Annotated in this window: 17 protein-coding genes; 7 read left to right on the top strand and 10 right to left on the bottom strand. The window is 69.4% G+C overall.

The genetic code is table 11. The features are described 5' to 3' along the window. Positions 1–133: 133 nt before the first annotated feature. Together D7X32_RS34855 and D7X32_RS34850 are read left to right on the top strand one after the other, a co-directional pair. Positions 134–949, top strand: coding sequence for a tetratricopeptide repeat protein (locus D7X32_RS34855; RefSeq protein ID WP_120606887.1), 816 nt, complete (start codon positions 134–136; stop codon positions 947–949). Between the two features lie 11 nt (positions 950–960). Further along, the gene (locus D7X32_RS34850; RefSeq protein ID WP_120606886.1) at positions 961–2,337 is read left to right on the top strand and encodes a hemolysin family protein; all 1,377 of its coding nucleotides are present in this window, start codon (positions 961–963) and stop codon (positions 2,335–2,337) included. A gap of 4 nt (positions 2,338–2,341) precedes the next feature. On the opposite strand, the gene D7X32_RS34845 is transcribed toward D7X32_RS34850, so the two are convergent. Beyond that, positions 2,342–2,998 carry a TapB family protein gene (locus D7X32_RS34845; RefSeq protein ID WP_244239347.1) on the bottom strand — a complete coding sequence of 219 codons (657 nt, stop codon included), beginning with the start codon at positions 2,996–2,998 and terminating at the stop codon, positions 2,342–2,344. 359 nt (positions 2,999–3,357) lie between these two features. On the opposite strand from D7X32_RS34845, the gene smc reads away from it, so the two are divergent. Continuing rightward, positions 3,358–6,966 carry a chromosome segregation protein SMC gene (gene smc, locus D7X32_RS34840; RefSeq protein WP_120606884.1) on the top strand — a complete coding sequence of 1,203 codons (3,609 nt, stop codon included), beginning with the start codon at positions 3,358–3,360 and terminating at the stop codon, positions 6,964–6,966. A 93-nt stretch (positions 6,967–7,059) separates the two neighbouring features. On the opposite strand, the gene D7X32_RS34835 is transcribed toward smc, so the two are convergent. The 6 genes from D7X32_RS34835 to groES form a co-directional block, all read right to left on the bottom strand. After that, positions 7,060–8,271, bottom strand: coding sequence for a hypothetical protein (locus D7X32_RS34835; protein WP_120606883.1), 1,212 nt, complete (start codon positions 8,269–8,271; stop codon positions 7,060–7,062). 47 nt (positions 8,272–8,318) lie between these two features. Next, positions 8,319–9,701: an FHA and sigma-54 interaction domain-containing protein gene (locus tag D7X32_RS34830; protein ID WP_120606882.1), complete on the bottom strand. Its 1,383-nt coding sequence runs from the start codon at positions 9,699–9,701 to the stop codon at positions 8,319–8,321. A 201-nt stretch (positions 9,702–9,902) separates the two neighbouring features. Then, positions 9,903–10,328, bottom strand: a complete 426-nt coding sequence (locus D7X32_RS34825; RefSeq protein WP_120606881.1) for a hypothetical protein — start codon at positions 10,326–10,328, stop codon at positions 9,903–9,905. Between the two features lie 105 nt (positions 10,329–10,433). Then, positions 10,434–10,691 (bottom strand): glutaredoxin 3, encoded by a 258-nt coding sequence (grxC, locus tag D7X32_RS34820; protein ID WP_120606880.1) that lies wholly within the window; start codon positions 10,689–10,691, stop codon positions 10,434–10,436. 167 nt (positions 10,692–10,858) lie between these two features. Continuing rightward, positions 10,859–12,514, bottom strand: coding sequence for a chaperonin GroEL (gene groL, locus D7X32_RS34815; protein WP_120606879.1), 1,656 nt, complete (start codon positions 12,512–12,514; stop codon positions 10,859–10,861). Between the two features lie 47 nt (positions 12,515–12,561). Further along, positions 12,562–12,852, bottom strand: a complete 291-nt coding sequence (gene groES, locus D7X32_RS34810; protein ID WP_014395362.1) for a co-chaperone GroES — start codon at positions 12,850–12,852, stop codon at positions 12,562–12,564. Between the two features lie 440 nt (positions 12,853–13,292). Here groES and D7X32_RS34805 point away from each other — a divergent pair, with 440 nt between their 5' ends. The 3 genes from D7X32_RS34805 to D7X32_RS34795 are packed head-to-tail and all read left to right on the top strand — an operon-like array spanning position 13,293 to position 15,069. Further along, positions 13,293–13,892 carry a hypothetical protein gene (locus D7X32_RS34805; protein WP_120606878.1) on the top strand — a complete coding sequence of 200 codons (600 nt, stop codon included), beginning with the start codon at positions 13,293–13,295 and terminating at the stop codon, positions 13,890–13,892. Beyond that, entirely contained in the window at positions 13,882–14,553 is a 672-nt protein-coding gene (locus D7X32_RS34800) for a hypothetical protein (RefSeq protein WP_120606877.1), read from the top strand. Before D7X32_RS34805 ends, D7X32_RS34800 begins: the two co-directional genes overlap by 11 nt. Before the next feature lie 39 nt (positions 14,554–14,592). Further along, positions 14,593–15,069 carry an NUDIX hydrolase gene (locus D7X32_RS34795; RefSeq protein ID WP_120606889.1) on the top strand — a complete coding sequence of 159 codons (477 nt, stop codon included), beginning with the start codon at positions 14,593–14,595 and terminating at the stop codon, positions 15,067–15,069. An 8-nt stretch (positions 15,070–15,077) separates the two neighbouring features. Here D7X32_RS34795 and rpoZ read toward each other — a convergent pair whose 3' ends face one another. Continuing rightward, on the bottom strand, positions 15,078–15,317 hold the full coding sequence (gene rpoZ, locus D7X32_RS34790) for a DNA-directed RNA polymerase subunit omega (protein ID WP_014395366.1): 240 nt from the start codon (positions 15,315–15,317) through the stop codon (positions 15,078–15,080). A gap of 362 nt (positions 15,318–15,679) precedes the next feature. On the opposite strand from rpoZ, the gene D7X32_RS34785 reads away from it, so the two are divergent. Next, on the top strand, positions 15,680–16,564 hold the full coding sequence (locus tag D7X32_RS34785; RefSeq protein WP_208752635.1) for an SDR family oxidoreductase: 885 nt from the start codon (positions 15,680–15,682) through the stop codon (positions 16,562–16,564). Positions 16,565–16,570: 6 nt separating this feature from the next. Here the strand turns inward: D7X32_RS34785 and D7X32_RS34780 are convergent, their stop codons facing one another. Further along, positions 16,571–16,927, bottom strand: coding sequence for a DoxX family protein (locus D7X32_RS34780; RefSeq protein WP_120606876.1), 357 nt, complete (start codon positions 16,925–16,927; stop codon positions 16,571–16,573). Between the two features lie 57 nt (positions 16,928–16,984). Continuing rightward, positions 16,985–18,622 (bottom strand): phosphoglucomutase (alpha-D-glucose-1,6-bisphosphate-dependent), encoded by a 1,638-nt coding sequence (pgm, locus tag D7X32_RS34775; RefSeq protein WP_120606875.1) that lies wholly within the window; start codon positions 18,620–18,622, stop codon positions 16,985–16,987. Positions 18,623–18,740 lie beyond the last annotated feature (118 nt).

The following is an 18,740-nucleotide window of genomic DNA, read 5'->3' as shown; positions in this document are numbered from 1 at the left end:
GGCCGTGGGCGTCACGGGGCGGGGATGACAGGCGGCGAGCGAAAGCAGGAGCAGCAGGGCGGCGTGGCGCATGGACAAGGGGAAACTCTACCTTGCACGGGGAAACGCGCGACGCGTAGATTGCCGCGCGCTCATGGCCCGGGAAAAGGACAACATCGCTCTGTCCGACGAGCACAACACCCGCGGCATCGAGCTGGCGGATCGCGGCTGGCTGGACGAGGCCATCAAGGAGTTCCGGAAGGCCATCGACCTGGACCCCACGTCGGCGCACGCGCACGACAACCTGGCCACGGTCTACGCGGAGAAGAAGCAGTTCCGCGAGGCGTTGGCGGAGTACCTCACCGCGCTGAAGCTGGAGCCGGAGAGCGCCACCGCCCACTACAACCTGGCCTGCTTCCTCTCCACCCACGCCAGTGAGATGGCGGTGGAGGAGTACAAGGAAGCCATCGAGCTGGATCCGGAGTACCCGGACGCCCACTTGAACCTGGGCCTCACCTACGCGGACCAGGGGCGGGTGGAAGAGGCGATGCGCGAGCTGCAGTCCGCCATCGAGCTGGACCCGCAGGACGCCTTCCCCCGGCATGAGCTGGCGGCGCTGATGATGGACGAGGGGGACTACCGCTCGTCCATCACCCAGCTGAAGGAAGTGGTGCGGCTGGAGCCGGACAACTTCGAGGCGCAGCTGGACCTGGGCATCTGCTACGCGCAGAAGGGCTTCTACGCGGAAGCCGAGCGCGCCTACGAGCGCGCCCGGGCGCTCAACGCGGAAGACCTGCTGCTCAACTACAACCTGGCGGCGCTGTACGCGCTGTGGGGCCGTCCGAAGGACGCTGTCCAGTACCTCCAGAAGGCGCTGGCGGCGGACCGGCAGAAGGTCCTGGGGTGGCTGTCCGCGGACCCCATGTTCGACGTGCTCAAGGGCGATCCGGACTTCGAAGCCCTCTTCTGAGGGAATCACACATGGAATGGGTTTTCCTGGGGCTGGCGCTGCTGCTGGTCGTCGCGAACGGCTTCTTCGTGGCGACGGAGTTCGCCATCGTGAAGATCCGCGCCACGCGCCTGCAGTCCCTGGTGGACGAGGGCACGCCGGGCGCGGGCATGGCCCTGAAGATGGTGAGCGAGCTGGACGCGTACCTGTCCGCCACCCAGTTCGGCATCACGCTCGCGTCGCTGGGCCTGGGCTGGCTGGGTGAGCCCGCGTTCGAACACCTGCTGCACCCGGTGGTGGAGAAGGTGCTGCCGGAGGCGATGGCGGCGAAGTACGGCTCCACCGCGGCGGGCATCATCGGCTTCAGCATCATCACGTTCCTGCACATCGTGATGGGGGAGCTGGCGCCCAAGAGCGTCGCCATCCAGCGCGCGGAGCAGACGACGCTCGCGGTGGCGCTGCCCATGCGCGCGTTCTACTTCCTCTTCTACCCGGCCATCCGGCTGCTCAACTGGCTGGCGGGGATGGTGCTCAAGGCGTTCGGCCTGCACTCCGCCAGCGAGTCGCACGAGGCCACGAACGAAGAGGAGCTGCGCGTCATCCTGCACAGCTCCGCGCAGGCGGGCGCCATCACCACGGCGCGAGCGGAGCTCCTGGAGCGCGCGCTGGAGATGGCGCAGAAGACGGCGCGCCAGGTGATGGTGCCCCGCAACCAGATGCGCTACCTGGACGTGGAGGAGACGCTCGACAAGAACGTCATCGACGCGCGGGCGTCCGGGCACACGTGGCTGCCGGTGTGCCGGGGCAACCTCGACGAGGTCGAGGGCGTGGTGAACGTGAAGGACCTGTTCTTCCTCCTGTCGCGCGGCGAGCTGCGCAGCCTCTCCCAGGTGCAGCGGCCGGTGCTCTTCATCCCGGAGAACGCGACGCTGGAGCAGCTGCTCACGGAGTTCCGCCGCCGCCGCCGGCAGATCGCCATGGTGGTGGACGAGCACGGTGGCACGTCGGGGCTCGTCACCATCGCGGACGTGGTGGCGGAGGTGGTGGGCGACGTGGCGGAGCTGGGCCGGCGCGTGGAGGAGGTCCGGGCGCTGCCCGGAGGCCGCTTCGAACTGCCGGGCACCGCGCAGCTGGACGACCTGGAGGCCCAGCTGGACGTGAACTTCGACCTGAGCGACGACGAGAAGGGCGAAGTCACCACCATCGCCGGCTACCTGATGACGAAGCTGGGCCGCGTGCCGGAGAAGGGCGACAGCCTCAAGCTCGACATGTGGCGCATCCTCGTGGAGGAGGTGGACGGCCCCCGCGTGGTGCGCGTCACGGTGGAGCCGCAGTCGCGCCCCACCGCGCAGCCCAAGGACGGAGGCCGCCCCTCGGAGCCGCCCGCGTCCTCCGGCGAGACGGGGTGAAGGCCTAGCCCTTGGTGGGCTTCACGGCCTTCTTCTTCGCGCCGCCCTGGATGGACGCCGGCTTCACCTTGGCGTTGGGCCGGTCCACCTTGAGCAGCTCCAGGTTGGTTTCGCCGTCCGTGGTCAGCTTGACGATGCCCACGTCCGGGGCGAACCACATGAAGCTCTCCATGGAGCGGCCTTCCGAGCCGGGGCGGCTGGCGCGGGCCGTGGTGATGTTGCGGATCTTCAGGGCCTTGAAGGTGCCCGCCTGGACGGTGACCTCCTCCTCGCCCACCACCGTGGCCTCCTTGTCGAAGGTCGTGGCGATGGTGGGGCGCAGGCCGCCCTTCTTGGCCGGCGGCTGGAGCTTCACCGACAGGCTGTTCTTCCAGGTGCCTCCGGGCACCATCACGGACGGCGCCGGCACGGCCGCGCCCTCCGCGTTCACCACCTGGACGTCCATGCCGGACGCGGACAGGAGCGTGCCCTCCAGGCCGCCCAGGCCCGTGCGCACGCCCTGGGCGTCGCAGGTGAGGTCCGTCTGGCCGCTGCGGCCCTTGAGGCTCACCGCCAGCGTGGCCTTGACCGTCCCGTCCGGGGCGGGGGCGACGTCCTTCGTCGCCAGCACCAGCTCCGACGAGCGGCCGGCCCGGTAGGTCAGCGACAGGCCTTCTTCCATGGGAAACCAGGGGTTCGGACAGGGGGCCGGCGCCGCCGCCGCCGCCATGTCAGACCGGGGTGCTACCTGAGACGTCGGGGACGCGCCCACGAGGAGCGACAGGGCAAGCAAGGGCTGAAACGTAGGACGCCTCCAGAAAGATCAAGGGGAAGGTAGGGTGGGTCGGCTGCTTTGCAAGGGTGGTGCGAGGCTGCTCGCACACCGGCCTGTAGCACTGGACATAGGGTCATGCGTGGCATGGTCACGCTTGATCCGGGGTGGGGTGCGTTGGTACTCCTGCCGAACGCTGCGGAGCCGATTTTCCGGCCCCGCGCGCGTTTTCACCCCGTCTCACCGTCGCTCGTAGGGAGCCCGCTGGCATGCGAATCAAGCGCCTGGACATCACCGGCTTCAAGTCGTTCATGGAGCGGAGCGTCTTCTCCTTCGACGAGGGCGTCACGGGCGTCGTCGGCCCCAATGGGTGTGGCAAATCCAACGTCGTGGACGCCATCCGCTGGGTGATGGGCGAGCAGAGCGCGAAGAACCTGCGCGGCCGCGGCATGGAAGACGTCATCTTCAACGGCTCGGAGAACAAGCCGCCCCTGTCCATGGCGGAGGTGTCGCTCACCTTCCTCGTGGACGACACGGACACGCTGGCGCCGCAGTACCAGGGCTTCAGTGAGATCACCGTGACTCGGCGCCTGTTCCGCAACGGCGACTCCGAGTACCTCATCAACAAGACCCTCTGCCGCCTGCTGGACATCACCGAGCTGTTCCTCGGCACGGGCGTGGGCACCAAGGCCTACTCCATCATCGAGCAGGGCCGCGTGGGCCTCATCGTCTCCAGCAAGCCGGAGGACCGCCGGCACCTGTTGGAGGAGGCCGCGGGCGTCACCAAGTACAAGGCCCGCCGCAAGGCCGCCGAGCGCAAGATGGAGGCCACCGAGGCCAACCTTCTGCGCGTCAACGACATCACGGGCGAGCTGGAGAAGCGGCTCGACACGCTGTCGCGCCAGGCGAAGAAGGCGGAGAAGTACCGCAAGCTCAAGGCGCGCATGCGGGAGATTGACCTGCACTCGACCAGCCACCGCTCGCTGGAGCTGATGGCGGAGAAGCGCGTGCTCCAGTCGCGCCTGGAGAACCTGGGCGGCGAGGAGCGCGAGGGCCTGGACCGGGTGAAGGAGCTGGAGGAGGTCATCACCCGCCGCCGCGCGGAGCTGGACGCGGAAGGCGCGGCCCTCCAGCAGTTCGCCGGCGAGGTGCACTCGCTGGAGAGCGCCCTGCAGCGCGAAGCGCAGGAGCTGGCGTACGGCCGGCGCGACTTCGAGGAGACCGGCACGCGCGTGGAGTCCGCGCAGGCGGAGCTGGACGCGCTGCTCGCGCGGCAGGCGGAAGTCGTGCAGACCATGACGGCCCGCGAGTCGGAGCTGTCGGGCATCGCCGGGTCGTACAAGGAAGACGAAGTGGCCATGCAGGTGGCCCTGGAGGAGCAGCGCCGCGTCTCCGTGCTCCAGACGGAAATCTCCCTGCGCCTGGAGCAGGAGCGGGCGGGGCTGGTCGCCGTGGCCACGCGCCTGGCGAACCACGAGAGCAACCTGGTCAACCTGGCGCGCCAGCGCACGGACCTGGAGTCCCGCCGCGCGAAGCTGGCCGGCGAGCTGGAGACCCTGCGCGCCCAGGAGCAGGAGCTGGACGGCGTCCGCACCCAGGCGGCGAAGCACGTGGAGGACACGCGCCACCTGGCGTCCGAGCTGGCCGAGCGCCGGGGCCAGGAGGAGGAGGCCCTCACCCGCACGCGCGAGGCCTTCACGGAGAACGAGGTCCAGGTCATCGCGCTGCGCGAGGAGCTGAGCGACAAGCGCAGCCGCCTGTCGTCCCTGGAGGACATCCAGAAGAACTACGACGGCTTCGACCGGGGCGTGCGCGCCGTCATGGTGCGCGCGGCGGAGGCGGCCCGCGAACAGGGCATCTTCGGCCTGGTGGCGGACGTGCTCACGGTGAACTCGCCGCGCTACGAGCGCGCGGTGGAGGCCGCCCTGGGCGAGCGGCTCCAGCACGTCATCGTGGACAGCCGCGAGAAGGGTGTGGAGCTGGTGGAGTACCTGAAGGGCCACGCCGAAGGGCGCGGCACCTTCCTGCCGGTGCCCTCCGGTGAGCAGGCCCGGGCCTTCGTGGAGCCGGACCTCTCGCGCCCGGGCGTCCTGGCGCACGCGCTGAAGGAAGTGTCCTGCGAGCCCGCGCTGGAGCCGGTGCTCAAGCTGCTGCTGGGCGACGTGGTCATCGTCCAGGACCTGCTGGCCGCCCGCGAGTACGCGGAGAGCACCCCCGTGCCGTGCACGCTCGTCACGCTGGAGGGCGAGGTCTTCCGCGCGGACGGCACCATCACCGGCGGCGAGCGCGAGGGCGCGGCGGTGGGCGCGCTCCAGAAGAAGCGCGAGATCGCCGAGCTTGCGGCCGAAGTGGCGCGGGTGGAGGAGCGCTACAACGAAATCCTGACCCGCCACTACACGCTCCAGAAGCAGATGGGGCAGGCGGAGGCCGTCCTCAAGGGCCTGGGCAAGGAGCAGCACGCGGAGGAGGTCAACCTGGCCAGCCAGGAGAAGGACCTCCACAAGGCGAGCGAGGACCTGGCCCGGGTGCGCGAGCGGCTGCGCTCGCTGGAGGGCGAGGAGGGGCAGCTTTCACAGAGCCACACCGCGCTCGCCAACGAGGAGGAGTCCAGCCGGGGCGAGGTGGCCCACGGCCAGGCGGACCGCGAGGCGCGCGAGGAGCGCGTGCGCCAGTACGCCGGGGAGCTGGAGGGGCTGCGCCAGCGCGCGGACTCGGCGTCCGCGGACCTGATGGGCCTGCGCGTGAAGGTGGCCGCCGGCAGCGAGCGCGGCGAGTCCGCCCGCAAGGAGCTGGAGAGCCTGGTGTCGCAGCGCCGCGACATGGAGACGCGCGTCAGCCGCCTGCAGGCCACGGTGACGGACGGCCGCACCAAGGTGGAGCAGCTGCAGGGCCGGCTCGCGGAGCTGGAGTCCACCAAGGACCACCGGGCGGAGGAGCACCGCGTGGCCGCGGAGGCCCTGGAGGCCCGCCGCACCGCGCACACCACCGCCACCACCGAGGTGCGCGAGCAGGACACCTCCTTCCGCGAGCTGCGCGGCCGGCTGGACGAGCTCATGCAGGGCCTGTCGCAAATCACCCTGCGCGAGAAGGAGATTGGCCTGGAGCTGGAGCACCTGGCCGCCGGCGTCCGCGAGCGCTACCAGCTGGAGCTGGCCACGGAGCTGCACAACTACCACCTGCTGGCGCCGCTCTCGCCGGAAGTGGAGAGCGAGCTCAAGGACCTGCGCGCCCAGGTGGAGAAGATGGGGGAGATCAACCTCACCGCCATCGACGAGCACGCGGAGCTGTCCAAGCGCTTCGAGTTCCTCTCCTCGCAGCGCCAGGACCTCCAGGCGTCCATCAGCCAGCTGAAGGAAGCCATCGTCCGCATCGACGCGACCAGCCGCGAGCGCTTCAAGCAGACCTTCGACGTGGTGAACGAGAAGTTCCAGGCCATCTTCCCGCGCCTGTTCGGCGGTGGCCGGGCCAGCCTCATCCTCACGCAGGAAGGCCCCAACGGGGAGCCGGGCGTGGAGATCGTCGCCCAGCCGCCGGGCAAGAAGCTCCAGAGCGTCAACCTGCTCTCCGGTGGTGAGAAGGCCCTCACCGCCGTGGCGCTCATCTTCGGCATCTTCCTCATCAAGCCGACCCCCTTCTGCCTCCTGGACGAGGTCGACGCCCCGCTGGATGAGGGCAACGTGGGCCGCTACAACGACATGGTGAAGGAGATGAGCCGCCAGTCGCAGTTCATCCTCATCACGCACAACAAGCGCACCATGGAGATCGCCGACACGCTCTACGGCGTCACCATGGAGGAGCCCGGCATCTCCAAGCTCGTCAGCGTGAAGATGCGCGAGGCCTCCGCGCACAACGACGACAAGGTCCCCGCCGCGTCGTAAGGCGCGGGGTGGAGTCCACGAAATGACGACGGGCGCCCCGGGATGTCCTCCGGAGCGCCCGTTCTCATTTCAGCGACTGCGTGCCGCGAAGGACTACTTCTTCTTCGGCGCGTTGTAGCTCTTCTTCGGGCAGGCGCCCTGGTCCGCGGCCAGACGCTGCTGGGCGGCGGTGAGGTCCTTCTGGGTGTTGGCCAGGGCCTCCTGGCTGGCGGCCTCCACCGGGGCCCAGTCTTCCTTCTGGGCCTTGAGCTCCTGCACCAGCTTCAGGGTCGTCTGGTCCACCGTCTCCTGCGCCTTGAGCGCGTCCACCCACTTGGTGGCGGAATCCACCAGCGCGGTGCACTTGGAGGCCAGCTCGTCGAAGAGCTTGTAGTCCTTCGTCTTGGTGTACTTCTGCACGACGGCGTCATACGTGTCCGCCGCGTTGGTGCGCGCGCCGAAGGCGATGGCGGACGCGGCGGCCGTCTGGGTGCGCGCCAGCTCCAGCTGGAAGAAGCGCAGCTCCGGCGGCATGCTCGCGGAGGCCTCCACCGGGGCCTGCGAGTTGAAGAACACGAAGCGGAAGGGGAACTTCAGCTCGCCCGTCGTCGTCGCGGGCATCTTGGCGACCTTCGCCTGCAGACAGGACGCGAGCTGGTCACCCTCGGTGCTGCCGGAGGGCTTGAAGACGACCTCCGTCGGGTTGGGCTGGCCCTTCACGATGTGGATGTCGGAGGCCAGCACCGGCGGCGTGCCCTCCTTGAAGCCGGCGAAGCAGTCACACCAGCTCTTCTCCGCCAGGCGCACCGTGCCGGAGAAGTCCGAGCCCTCGTTGATGCCCATGGTGACGGAGGCGTTGTTGGCCGTGGCGTGGTCGTACGCGTACGTGGCCTCCACCGGCTTGGCGTCCGCCGCCAGCGGCGTGGGCTTCACGTGCGTGTCCAGCACCTGCTGGATGCAGGCGGTGCCCGCCGGGGTGAGGTTCTCCCCGGTGATGGCGTGCGTGGCGCCCTGGGCGTTGACGGTCGTCTTCACCGTCACCTTGGTGCTGGCCGCGGCGCCGCGGTTCGCCGGGTCCACCAGGCACTCCAGCACGTCCGGACGGACGCTCAGGAGCGCGCCCACGAGGACGCCCTCGTTGGCGGGCGAGGGCAGGTTCTGCTCACGAGGGAAGCAGGTCGCCAGGTCGAACGGGGGCTGGTTGGTGATGCGCAGCCGCTCTTCCTTGGTCATCTGCTTCTGACCCTCGGCGGGGGCTTCGGTCTTCTGCTGCCCGGCACAGGCGGCGGTGAGGATGACGGAGGCGACGGCGAGACGTCTCAGCATGGTGAGGCTTTCTCCCGGTTGGGGTGGTTGGGACTGCGCTCGGGCGCTCACTTCTCCAGGCCCTCGGCGTTCTTGAGGTCCTTGAGGCGGAGCCCGTTCTTCTTCAACAGGCGGTAGAGGCTCTGCATGGACAGGCCGGTGCGCTGCTCCGCGGCCTTCATGTCGAAGGCCACCTCGCGCATGATTTCGGCGAAGTACAGCCGCTCGAAGTCCGCGAGCACCCGGTCCTTCGCTTCGTGGTACGGCATGCCGGTGACGATGGCCGTGACGTTGGTGGCGGGCTCCGTGCCTTCCGTGCGCTTGGGCGTGTGCGCCAGGAAGTCCAGCCAGCTGGTGTTGCCCGTCTCCTGCATCAGGGCACCGCGCTCCAGCACGTTGCGCAGCTCGCGCACGTTGCCCGGCCAGTCGTAGCCCTCGAAGAGGGCCAGCGTCTGCGGCGTCAGTTCCAGCGCGGCCTTCATGCCGCGCGACAGCGCCTGGGACAGCGTGGGGATGTCGTCGCGGCGGGTGCGCAGGGGCGGCAGCCGCACGCGCGCCACCGCGAGCCGGAAGTAGAGGTCCGCGCGGAAGCGGCCCTGGCGCACGTCCTCCTCCAGGTTGCGGTGCGTGGAGGCGATGACGCGCACGTCCACCGCCACCGGCTGCCCGTCCAGCGACGGCACCTCGCGCGTCTCCAGCACGCGCAACAGCTTGCCCTGCACGGACAGGGGCAGCTCGCCCACCTCGTCCAGGAAGAGGGTGCCGCCGCGCGCCGCCTCGAAGATGCCGCGCGCGGCCTTGTCCTCGTTCTCCCCGGCGCGCAGCCCGCCGAACAGCTCGCGCTCCGCCTTCTCCTCGGAGATGAGGTTGCAGTCCACGACCTTGAAGGCGCCGTGGCGGCGCAGCGAGTGCTGGTGCACCGCACGCGCGGCCAGCTCCTTGCCCGTGCCCGTCTCACCCTCGACGAGCAGGTTCATGTCCTCCCGCGCGATGCGGCGCAGCTCCGTGAAGACCCAGCGCATCTTCTCCGAGCTGCCGACGAGCTGCCCGAAGGACTCCGTGCCGGCGACCTCCACCTCCGTCGCGCGGGCGGCCACCTTCACCGCGAGCTTCGTCTTGCCCAGCTCCACCTTGTCGCCGCTGGTGACGAAGGCCTGGAGGATGCGCCGGCCGTCCAGGAACGTGCCGTTGCGGCTGCCGGTGTCGCGCAGCAGCAGCCCCTGCGGCAGCCGCTCCACCTCCAGGTGACGGCGGCTCACCGTCGGGTCGGTCAGCACCAGGTCGCCCGCGGTGTCGGAGCCCACGCGCACCAGCGAATCCCGCGTGGTGACCTTCTTGCCCTTGTCCGGACCGCCCACCACCTCCACCGTCCACTCGTGAAGAGGGACGCGAGTGGCCTGGCCTTCGCGCTCCGCGTGGACGGTTTCGGTGACATCCGGTCTGTCAATCATGGTCACGGACCCCTGGTCGCAACGGGGCGTGCGGGGCAAAAAGACCCCGGTTCGCCCTCAATCCCGCCTCTTTAGGGGGGACTGGACACAAGGGGCAAGCGGAACAAGTGGACGCGGAAACGTCCGTTGAAGATGAAGACAGAAGGGGCCCGTCCACCCCTACCGGGGACGTCGGGCCCGCTTCCCGTGCGTCTTCTCGCGTCAGTACTTCGCGGGTGCGTCGCTCGCGGGGAACGACTCCTTGGACTGCTCATCCACCGCGTCGTCGTCCGGGCTCCCGCCGGAGCGCACGCTCGCGTTGGTGGGGCCCTTCACCTCGCGCGTGGGCACCTCCGCGTTCGTGTTGGCCTTGCGCTTCGTGCCCTTGGACCCGGAAGCGGCCGCGCGGCCCGTGCCGGCCTGCGCGTTCACCATCCGTGCGCCCAGCAGGTTCTTGGCGCGCTCGGCGAGGTTGCGCTGTTCGTCCTGCCAGTCGCGGAACAGCTGCGCCAGCTCCTGGTCGCCCGCGGCCTCCGCGTCGCGCAGGTACTGCTCGCTCACCGACGCGCCCTTGAGCAGGTGGTAGAGCGTGCTGATGAGGTCGTGATGCTCGTCCCGGGTCCCCGTCGTTTCCTGTCCGCCCGCCATGGTGTTCCTCCCGTGAAAGGGGTGAATGCCTTGACGGAGAAGGTAGGCACGGCGGGCATGGGTGGCGTCCGGACCCGGGGCCCGGCCGCCTGCCTGCCTTGGGGACTACGCGCGGAGCATGGGATCCAGCCGCTGCTCCTTGTCCAACTGGGCCAGGTCCGAGTAGCCGCCCACGTGCGTGTCGCCGATGAAGATCTGCGGCACGGTGCGCTGCCCGTTGCTCATCTCCACCAGCTTCGCGCGGGCGTCGTCGTCCCCGGTGACGTCCACCTCTTCGTACGCCACGCCCTTGCGCTTGAGCAGGTCCTTCGCCCGCACGCAAAAGCCACAGTAGGTCGTCGTGTAGATCTTCACGGGCTTCATGGAATGCCTCCTGGCTCTCTTGATGCCAAACCTAAGGGTCCGTTGCACGGGTGGCCAAGGGCCTTTCGCGTGCCTGGCCCCTTGAAACACGACGGCCCCCGGAACCCAGGTGGGCGCCGGAGGCCGTCAAGTCCCGTCCCCTGAAGAAGCGGGGAAGGGTGGGGCGACTACATGCCCATGCCGCCCATACCGCCCATGCCACCCATACCGCCCATGCCACCACCGCCGCCGCCGCCCTTGTCGTCGTCCGCCTTCGGGCGCTCGGCGACCATGGCCTCCGTGGTGAGCATCAGCGAGGCGACCGACGCGGCGTTCTGCAGCGCGGTGCGGCTCACCTTGGCCGGGTCGATGACGCCCGCGGCCAGCAGGTCCTCGTAGACGCCCGTGGCGGCGTTGAAGCCGTAGGGGCCCGTGCCCTCCTTGACCTTGTTCACCACCACGCTGCCCTCCAGGCCGCCGTTGCCGACGATCTGACGCAGCGGCTCCTCGACGGAGCGGCGGATGATGTCCACGCCGGACTTCTCACCGTCGGCGACCTTCAGGGTGTCCAGGGCCTTGAGGCAGCGGATGTACGCCACGCCACCGCCGGGCACCACGCCCTCCTCGACGGCCGCGCGGGTCGCGTTGAGCGCGTCCTCCACGCGGGCCTTCTTCTCCTTCATCTCCGTCTCGGTCGCGGCGCCCACGTTGATGACGGCCACGCCGCCCACGAGCTTCGCGAGGCGCTCCTGGAGCTTCTCACGGTCGTAGTCGCTGGAGGTCTCCTCCACCTGGGCGCGGATCTGCTTCACGCGCGCCTCGATCTCCGACTGGCTGCCCGAGCCGTCGACGATGGTGGTGTTGTCCTTGTCGATGGTGATGCGCTTGGCGCGGCCCAGGTCCTGGAGCGTCAGCGTGTCCAGCTTGATGCCCAGGTCCTCGGCGATCATCCGGCCGCCGGTGAGGACCGCGATGTCCTCCAGCATGGCCTTGCGGCGGTCGCCGAAGCCCGGCGCCTTCACCGCCGCCACGTTCAGCACGCCGCGGATCTTGTTCACCACCAGGGTGGCCAGGGCCTCGCCCTCCACTTCCTCGGCGATGATCAGCAGGGGCTTACCCGCGCGCGCCACCTGCTCCAGGATGGGGAGCAGGTCCTTCATCGACGAGATCTTCTTCTCGTGGATGAGGATGAGGGGGTCGTTCAGCACGACCTCCATGCGCTCCGGATCCGTCACGAAGTACGGGGACAGGTAGCCGCGGTCGAACTGCATGCCCTCGACGACGTCCAGGGTGGTGTCCAGGCCCTTGGCCTCTTCCACCGTGATGACGCCCTCCTTGCCGACCTTCTCCATCGCGTCCGCGATGATCTGGCCGATGGTGGTGTCACCGTTCGCGGAGATGGTGCCAACCTGGGCGATCTCCTTGTTGCCCTTGGTCGGCTTCGCCAGCGTCTTCAGCTCGGCGATGATGGCGCTGACGGCCTTGTCGATGCCGCGCTTGATGTCCATCGGGTTGTGGCCCGCGGCGACCAGCTTCGCGCCCTCGCGGAAGATGGCCTGCGCCAGCACGGTGGCCGTGGTGGTGCCGTCACCGGCGACGTCCGACGTCTTGGAGGCGACCTCCTTGACCATCTGGGCGCCCATGTTCTCGAACTTGTTCTCCAGTTCGATTTCCTTCGCCACCGTCACGCCGTCCTTCGTGATGGTGGGGGAGCCGAAGCTCTTCTCGATGACGACGTTGCGGCCCTTGGGCCCCAGGGTCACCTTGACCGCGTCGGCCAGGATGTTCACGCCGCGCAGGATGGCGTCACGCGCGCGCACTTCGAAAATGATGTCCTTCGCCATGGTTTGAATCCTCTAGAAGTTGGGAGTGGAAAGACGAACGGCGGGCTTCACTTCTCGATGATGCCCAGCACGTCCTCTTCGCGAAGGATCAGGTGATCCTCGCCGTCCAGCTTGATCTCCGTGCCCGCGTACTTGCTGAAGAGGATGGTGTCGCCGGCCTTGATGTCCATGGCGCGCACCTTGCCGTCCTCCAGCACCTTGCCGTTGCCGACGGCGATGACCTTGCCCTCGAGCGGCTTCTCCTTCGCCGTGTCGGGGATGAAGAGGCCGCCCTTGGTCTTGTTCTCCTCGGCGACGCGCTTGATGATGAGCCGATCCTGCAGGGGACGAATCTTCATGGCTTGCTCCTGTGAATCGCGGCTGCCGGAGGCGGACGGAAGGTCCGGACCGGGATGCCGCAGGGGTTGTTGAAAAAAGGCCTGTGGGCCCCGGCGTTGGCACTCGCACCTGCTGAGTGCTAACGCCCGGGCGCGGCGGATAATAACCAGGGACTTCACCTCGTCAAGCGACGTCGGGACATCTGTCCGGATGCCGCTAAATACCCGTCCTGATTGGGCTTTTCCGAAAAAGATTCCCACGTGACACGCCTGCCCGGCAGTCCGTCCCCGGTGTCCGGCCGTTGGCACTCGACGCTCGTGAGTGCCAGCGTAAGTGCTTGATAAGACTTGCGTCCCTTTTGCTGACGCCCTGCGACATGGCTATGCTTGTCCCCAGCGTGTCCTGGAAGGTCCGGGCGCTGGCCCGGGGGGCTTCCAGGCTTCTTCGGGAGGTGTGCTCGATGAGCGGACTGGTGACGTCCTCTTCCTCGCTGAAGGAGTTCTTCCGGGAGCTCCTCTTGGAGGTCGCGGCCCGGCAGCGGGTAGCGCTGGGCGAGTCCACCGAGTTCTACCTGGTGAACCTGCTGGCGGAGTTCGCGGCCACGGACAAGCTGTTCAGCCGTGACGCGGAGGGCCGACGCGACCACGAACCGCTGGCGGAGCTGTACCACCGCGCGCTGCAGCAGGAGCGCGAGGAGCGCATCCGCACGCTGCGGCGGCTGGGCGACGTGTCGCTTTACAAGGTCGGCTTCTTCTCCGGCGCGTTACAGCAGGGGATGGTGGGCCCGGACTACTACATCCAGATGGGCGGCGCGGCGTACGGACAGGTCGCGGAGCTGGTGCCCTCGGGCGGCTTCACCGGCGTGTACCGCGAGCTGTGCGACAAGTTCCGTTCGCTCGCGGAGGTGCTGGAGGAGATCAGCGCGCGCGGGCTGGTGAGCGCCGGGCCTTCGGGAGCGCTGCGGGTGTACGAGACCTGGTCGCGCACCGGCAGCGACCGGTTGGAGCGGGTGCTGGTGGACGCGGGTTGGGTCCCGCGCAAGGGGTCGCTTGCCAACTGACGCCGCGGACTTTCCGCTCGTGGGGAGGCTCCAGGCCCACCTGGAGGCCATCTACGGCTTCCGGTGCGAGGCCCGCGCGGAGGCCTTCGTGGTGGTGGACGCGGAGGTCGCCGCGCTCCTGGGCGGCACCGGGCGCGCGCCGGAGGAGCTGCTGGTGCTGGAGGCCCGGGGCGACCTGGAGGTGGCGCTCTATCTGGATCCGCGCCTGCGCGACCGGATGGAGCGTTACGCGGGCAGCCCGCTGGGCTCCGTGCTGGAGGGCGACCTGGACGGGTACTGCCAGGTGACCGAAGGCGTCAGCCACTTCCTCTACGTCGCGCACACGGCGCACTACGAGCGCACGGTGTCGCTCCTGGAGCTGGAGGCCCAGGCGGAGGTGGACAAGTTCGTCGTCTGCCTCATGCACCGCTGGGGGGAGGGCGTGGCCGGGTGGGCGCGCGAGCTGCTGCCGCGCCTCTTCGACCGGGTCGCGTACCAGCCCCTGCTGTCGGTGGAGGAGCGCTGGCGCTACGAGGAGGCGAACCGGGTGTCCCGGCGCTTCTGCGCGCGGCTCATGGGGCATGTCCTGAGCCGGCGGTTGGACCGGCTCCTCGGCGACCTGCGTTACGCCTACCGGTTGGGCGCGGAGGCCAAGCTGCGCCACTTCGCGCACGGCGGTTGAGGGTCCCGGCCGCCGCCTGCTTCGGGTAGGGTGGTGGCCATGCCGCGCGAGGCGTCCTCAGGAGGCATCGTCATCCGCTTCCAGGACGGTACCTGGGAGGTCGCGGTCATCCGTCCGCACGGGCGGCAGCTGTGGGCGCTGCCCAAGGGGCACGTGGACCCGGGTGAATCACCGGAGCAGACCGCGCGGCGCGAGGTGCGGGAGGAGACGGGGCTGTCCTCCGTGGCGCTGCTCGCGCCCCTGGGGGAGATCCGCTACGTCTACCAGTTCCGGGGGCAGCGCATCTTCAAGCGCGTCCACTTCTTCCTCTTCCGCTACGAGGCGGGGGAGCTGGGGCCGCTGCCGGGGCCGCGCGTGGAGGTGGACGAGGTGCGCTGGATGCCGCTCGAGGGGCTGATTCCGGCGCTGGGCTACAAGGGTGAGAAGGCCGTCGCGGGCCGGGCGCTGCGGTGGATGCGCGCCCAGGGCCTGGCGGCCGGAGCTCCTCCCCCCGTGGAGGGGAAGGAGCCGGCGTAGGGCGGAAGCTACTTCTTGGCTTCCTCGCCCACGTACTTGCCGGACAGCGCCTCGCGCACGTCGCGATCGAACTTCACGCGCTGGGTGGCGACCTCGCGCAGGGCGAGCACGGGCGGCTTGTTCTTCGAGGTCTCGATGATGGGCCGGGCGCCGGCCATCAGCTGGCGCGCGCGCTTGGCGCCCAGGAGCACCAGCGCGAACCGGTTGTCCACGTAGGGAAGGCAGTCTTCAACGGTAACGCGGGCCATGGAACATCCTTCTTGGCTCTGGTGAGCCGGTGGAAGCCTCTCAACCTAAAGAGCACCTCCGGATCAGTCAAGGAAGGATGGAGGGCCAGCAGGGGGGCCGGGCAGCCGGCGCTGACGCACTGCGGGTGTCGGCTGGCGCACGCTCCATTCTCAGGTTCCGGAATTCAAGAGCCGGAGGCCTCAACGGATCAGGACGGGTGCGTTTTCCGGAGTAGGGAATGGGACGCCAGGGTGGGTCCGAATCGCCCCGCGCCCGGGAGGATTCCGGGGTCGCGGGCTCGCAGGAGGAGGTTCCGCATGAGCGCAGGAGCGTCCCTTGGCGCCGGCCTTGTCCGGCGGGTGACGGGTGGAAGGGCGGGGGCATGGGAGCCGTGGCCGTGGTGAGTGGGCCGGTGCTCGTCACGGGACCCACGGGCAACGTGGGGCGGGCGGTGGTGCGGGCGCTCCTGTCCGAAGGGGTGCCGGTGCGCGCGGCGGTGAAGTCGCCGGAGCACACGGTGTCGCTGCTCAAGGAGATGGACGGGGACGTGATGCCGGCGCCGCTGGACTTCCTGCGGCCGGAGACGTTCCTCCCCGCGCTGGAGGGCGTGCGGGGCGTGTTCCTGATGCGGCCGCCGGCCATCGCGCACGCGGAAGGGGCGCTCAACGCGTTCATCGACGCCGCCGTCACGCAGGGCGTGAAGCAGGTGGTGTTCCTGTCCATGGCGGGCGCGGAGAAGCGCGCGTGGGCGCCGCACCACGCGGTGGAGGAGCACCTGCTGCGCGCGAACGTCGGGTGGACGCTGCTGCGTCCGGCGTTCTTCGCGCAGAACCTGGGCGACGCGTACCGCGAGGACATCCGCCAGGACGGCCGGCTCTACATTCCCGCGGGCCACGGCAAGGTGGCCTTCGTGGACGTGCGCGACGTGGGCGAGGTGGCGGCGCGGGCGCTGCTGGACACGTCGCTGCGCAACCGCGCCTTCACGCTCACCGGCCTGGAGGCGGTGACATTCGACGAGGTGGCGTCGGTGCTGTCGGAGGTGCTGGGCCGGCCCATCCGCTACGTGCCCGCGTCGGTGCCCGGCTACGTGCGCCACCTGCACCAGCGCCGGCTGTCGTGGCGCCAGCTGGGCATGCAGACGCTGATGCACGTGGGGCTTCGCTTCGGGAAGGCGGAGCAGGTGGACCCCACGCTCACCAACCTGCTGGGCCGCCCCACGCGCACGGTGCGCCAGTACATCGAGGACCACGCGCCGCTCTGGCGCTGACGCGCTTCAGGTGTACCAGAGCGCCCAGAGGATGAGCACGGCCTGCAGGGGCAGCCGCAGCCAGAGCAGGGCCCGGGGAATCTTCCGGAAATGCTCCGGGTGCTGGGCCATGTAGAGGTTCGCGGGGAACACCGCCACGAACAGCGCGACCAGTCCCCAGGCCGCGAGCCGCGTGGTGGCGGGCACCAGCAGGAAGATGCCCAGCAGCACCTCCGCCACGCCGCTCACGAGCACCAGCTCCCGGGGCCGGGGCAGGGAGGGCGGCATGATGCGCATGTACATGCGGGGCTTGAGGAAGTGGTTCACCCCCGCCACGACCATGAACAGCGCCAGCACGTACTGCAGGATGGTTTTCACGTCCATGGGGGGTGGGGCTCCTCGCGGCGGCATCGAAGCCTGCGCGAGGCGCCCCGTCCACGCCTACTTTCCGGCGAACGCCTCACCGACGATGGCGCGCGCCTCCTGGACGATGGTGTCCAGGTGCGCCTGGTCGCGGAAGCTCTCCGCGTAGATCTTGTACACATCCTCCGTGCCGGACGGACGCGCGGCGAACCAGCCGTTCTCCGTCGTCACCTTGAGGCCGCCCAGGTCCGCGTTGTTGCCCGGCGCGCGCGTGAGGCGCTGGAGGATGGGCTCGCCCGCGAGCGACGTGGCCTTCACCGCCTCCGGCGACAGCTTCTTCAGCACGGCCTTCTGCGCGGACGTGGCCGGCTGGTCGATGCGCGTGTACAGCGGCGCGCCGAACTTCTTCGCCAGGTCCTGGTAGTGCTCGCCCGGGTCCTTGCCGGTGCGCGCGAGGATCTCCGCCGCGAGCAGGTCCAGGATGATGCCGTCCTTGTCGGTGGTCCACACGGTGCCGTCGCGGCGCAGGAAGGACGCGCCCGCGCTCTCCTCGCCGCCGAAGCCCAGCGAACCGTCCAGCAGCCCGTCCACGAACCACTTGAAGCCCACCGGCACCTCCACCACGCGGCGGCCCAGGTCCTTGCCCACGCGGTCGATGAGGCTGCTGCTCACCAGCGTCTTGCCCACCGCCGCGTCCGCCTTCCAGCCCGGGCGGTTGCGGAAGAGGTAGCTGATGGCGACGGCCAGGTAGTGGTTCGGGTTCATCAGCCCCTGGCTGCGGGTGACGATGCCGTGGCGGTCGGAGTCCGTGTCGTTGCCGAACGCGAGCGCGTACTGGTCCTTGAGCTTCACCAGGTTCGCCATCGCGTACGGCGACGAGCAGTCCATGCGGATCTTCCCGTCATGGTCCGCGGGCATGAAGCCGAACGTCGGGTCCACGGTGGGGTTCACCACCGTGAGGTCCAGGCCGTACCTCTGGGAGATGGGTGCCCAGTACGCCAGGTTGGAGCCGCCCAGCGGATCCGCGCCCAGCTTGAGCTTCGCGTCCCGGATGACCTCCAGGTCCACCACGTTCGCCAGGTCCGCCACGTACGGGGTGATGAAGTCGTACGGCTTCACCGTGGCGCTGGCGCGCGCCCGCTCGTAGGGGATGCGCTGCACGCCCTTGTTGCCCTCGGCCATCAGCGCGTTGGCGCGCTTCTCCACCAGCGCGGTGACGTGGGTGTCGGCGGGGCCGCCGTTGGGCGGGTTGTACTTGATGCCGCCGTCCTCCGGCGGGTTGTGGGACGGGGTGATGACGATGCCGTCCGCGAGCCCGCTCGTGCGGCCCCGGTTGTACGTGAGGATGGCGTGGGAGATGACCGGCGTGGGCGTGGCGCCGTCCGTGTAGCGGACCTCCACGCCGTGGGCGGCCAGCACCTCCAGCGTGGTGCGCTGCGCGGGCTCGGAGAGGGCGTGCGTGTCCATGCCCAGGAACAGCGGGCCGTCATAGCCCTGCTGCTTGCGGTACTCGCACAGGGCCTGGGCGACCGCGAGGATGTGCGCCTCGTTGAAGCTGCGCCGCGCGGCGCTCCCCCGGTGACCGGAGGTGCCGAAGGCCACGCGCTGCTCGGCCACGGACGCGTCGGGCGTGTCGTCGTAGTACTGCGCGCGCAGCTTGTCGGGGTTGATCAGCAGGTCGCGCGAAAGGGGCTTGCCAGCGGAAGGGTGGGCCATGACGGGGCAACCCTAGTCGGCCGCGCTTTCAGAGGGGAGCCGAAGTCGCGGCCCCCTGTCCGGCGCCGCACCCGCCTTGACGCGCTCCGTCCAGTAGCGGGCGGGAGCGCGGGCCAGG

The organism is Corallococcus carmarthensis (assembly GCF_003611695.1).
Lineage (GTDB): Bacteria > Myxococcota > Myxococcia > Myxococcales > Myxococcaceae > Corallococcus > Corallococcus carmarthensis.
Note: the sequence above shows the minus strand (reverse complement) of the source record. Positions and strands in the feature narration are given on the sequence as shown.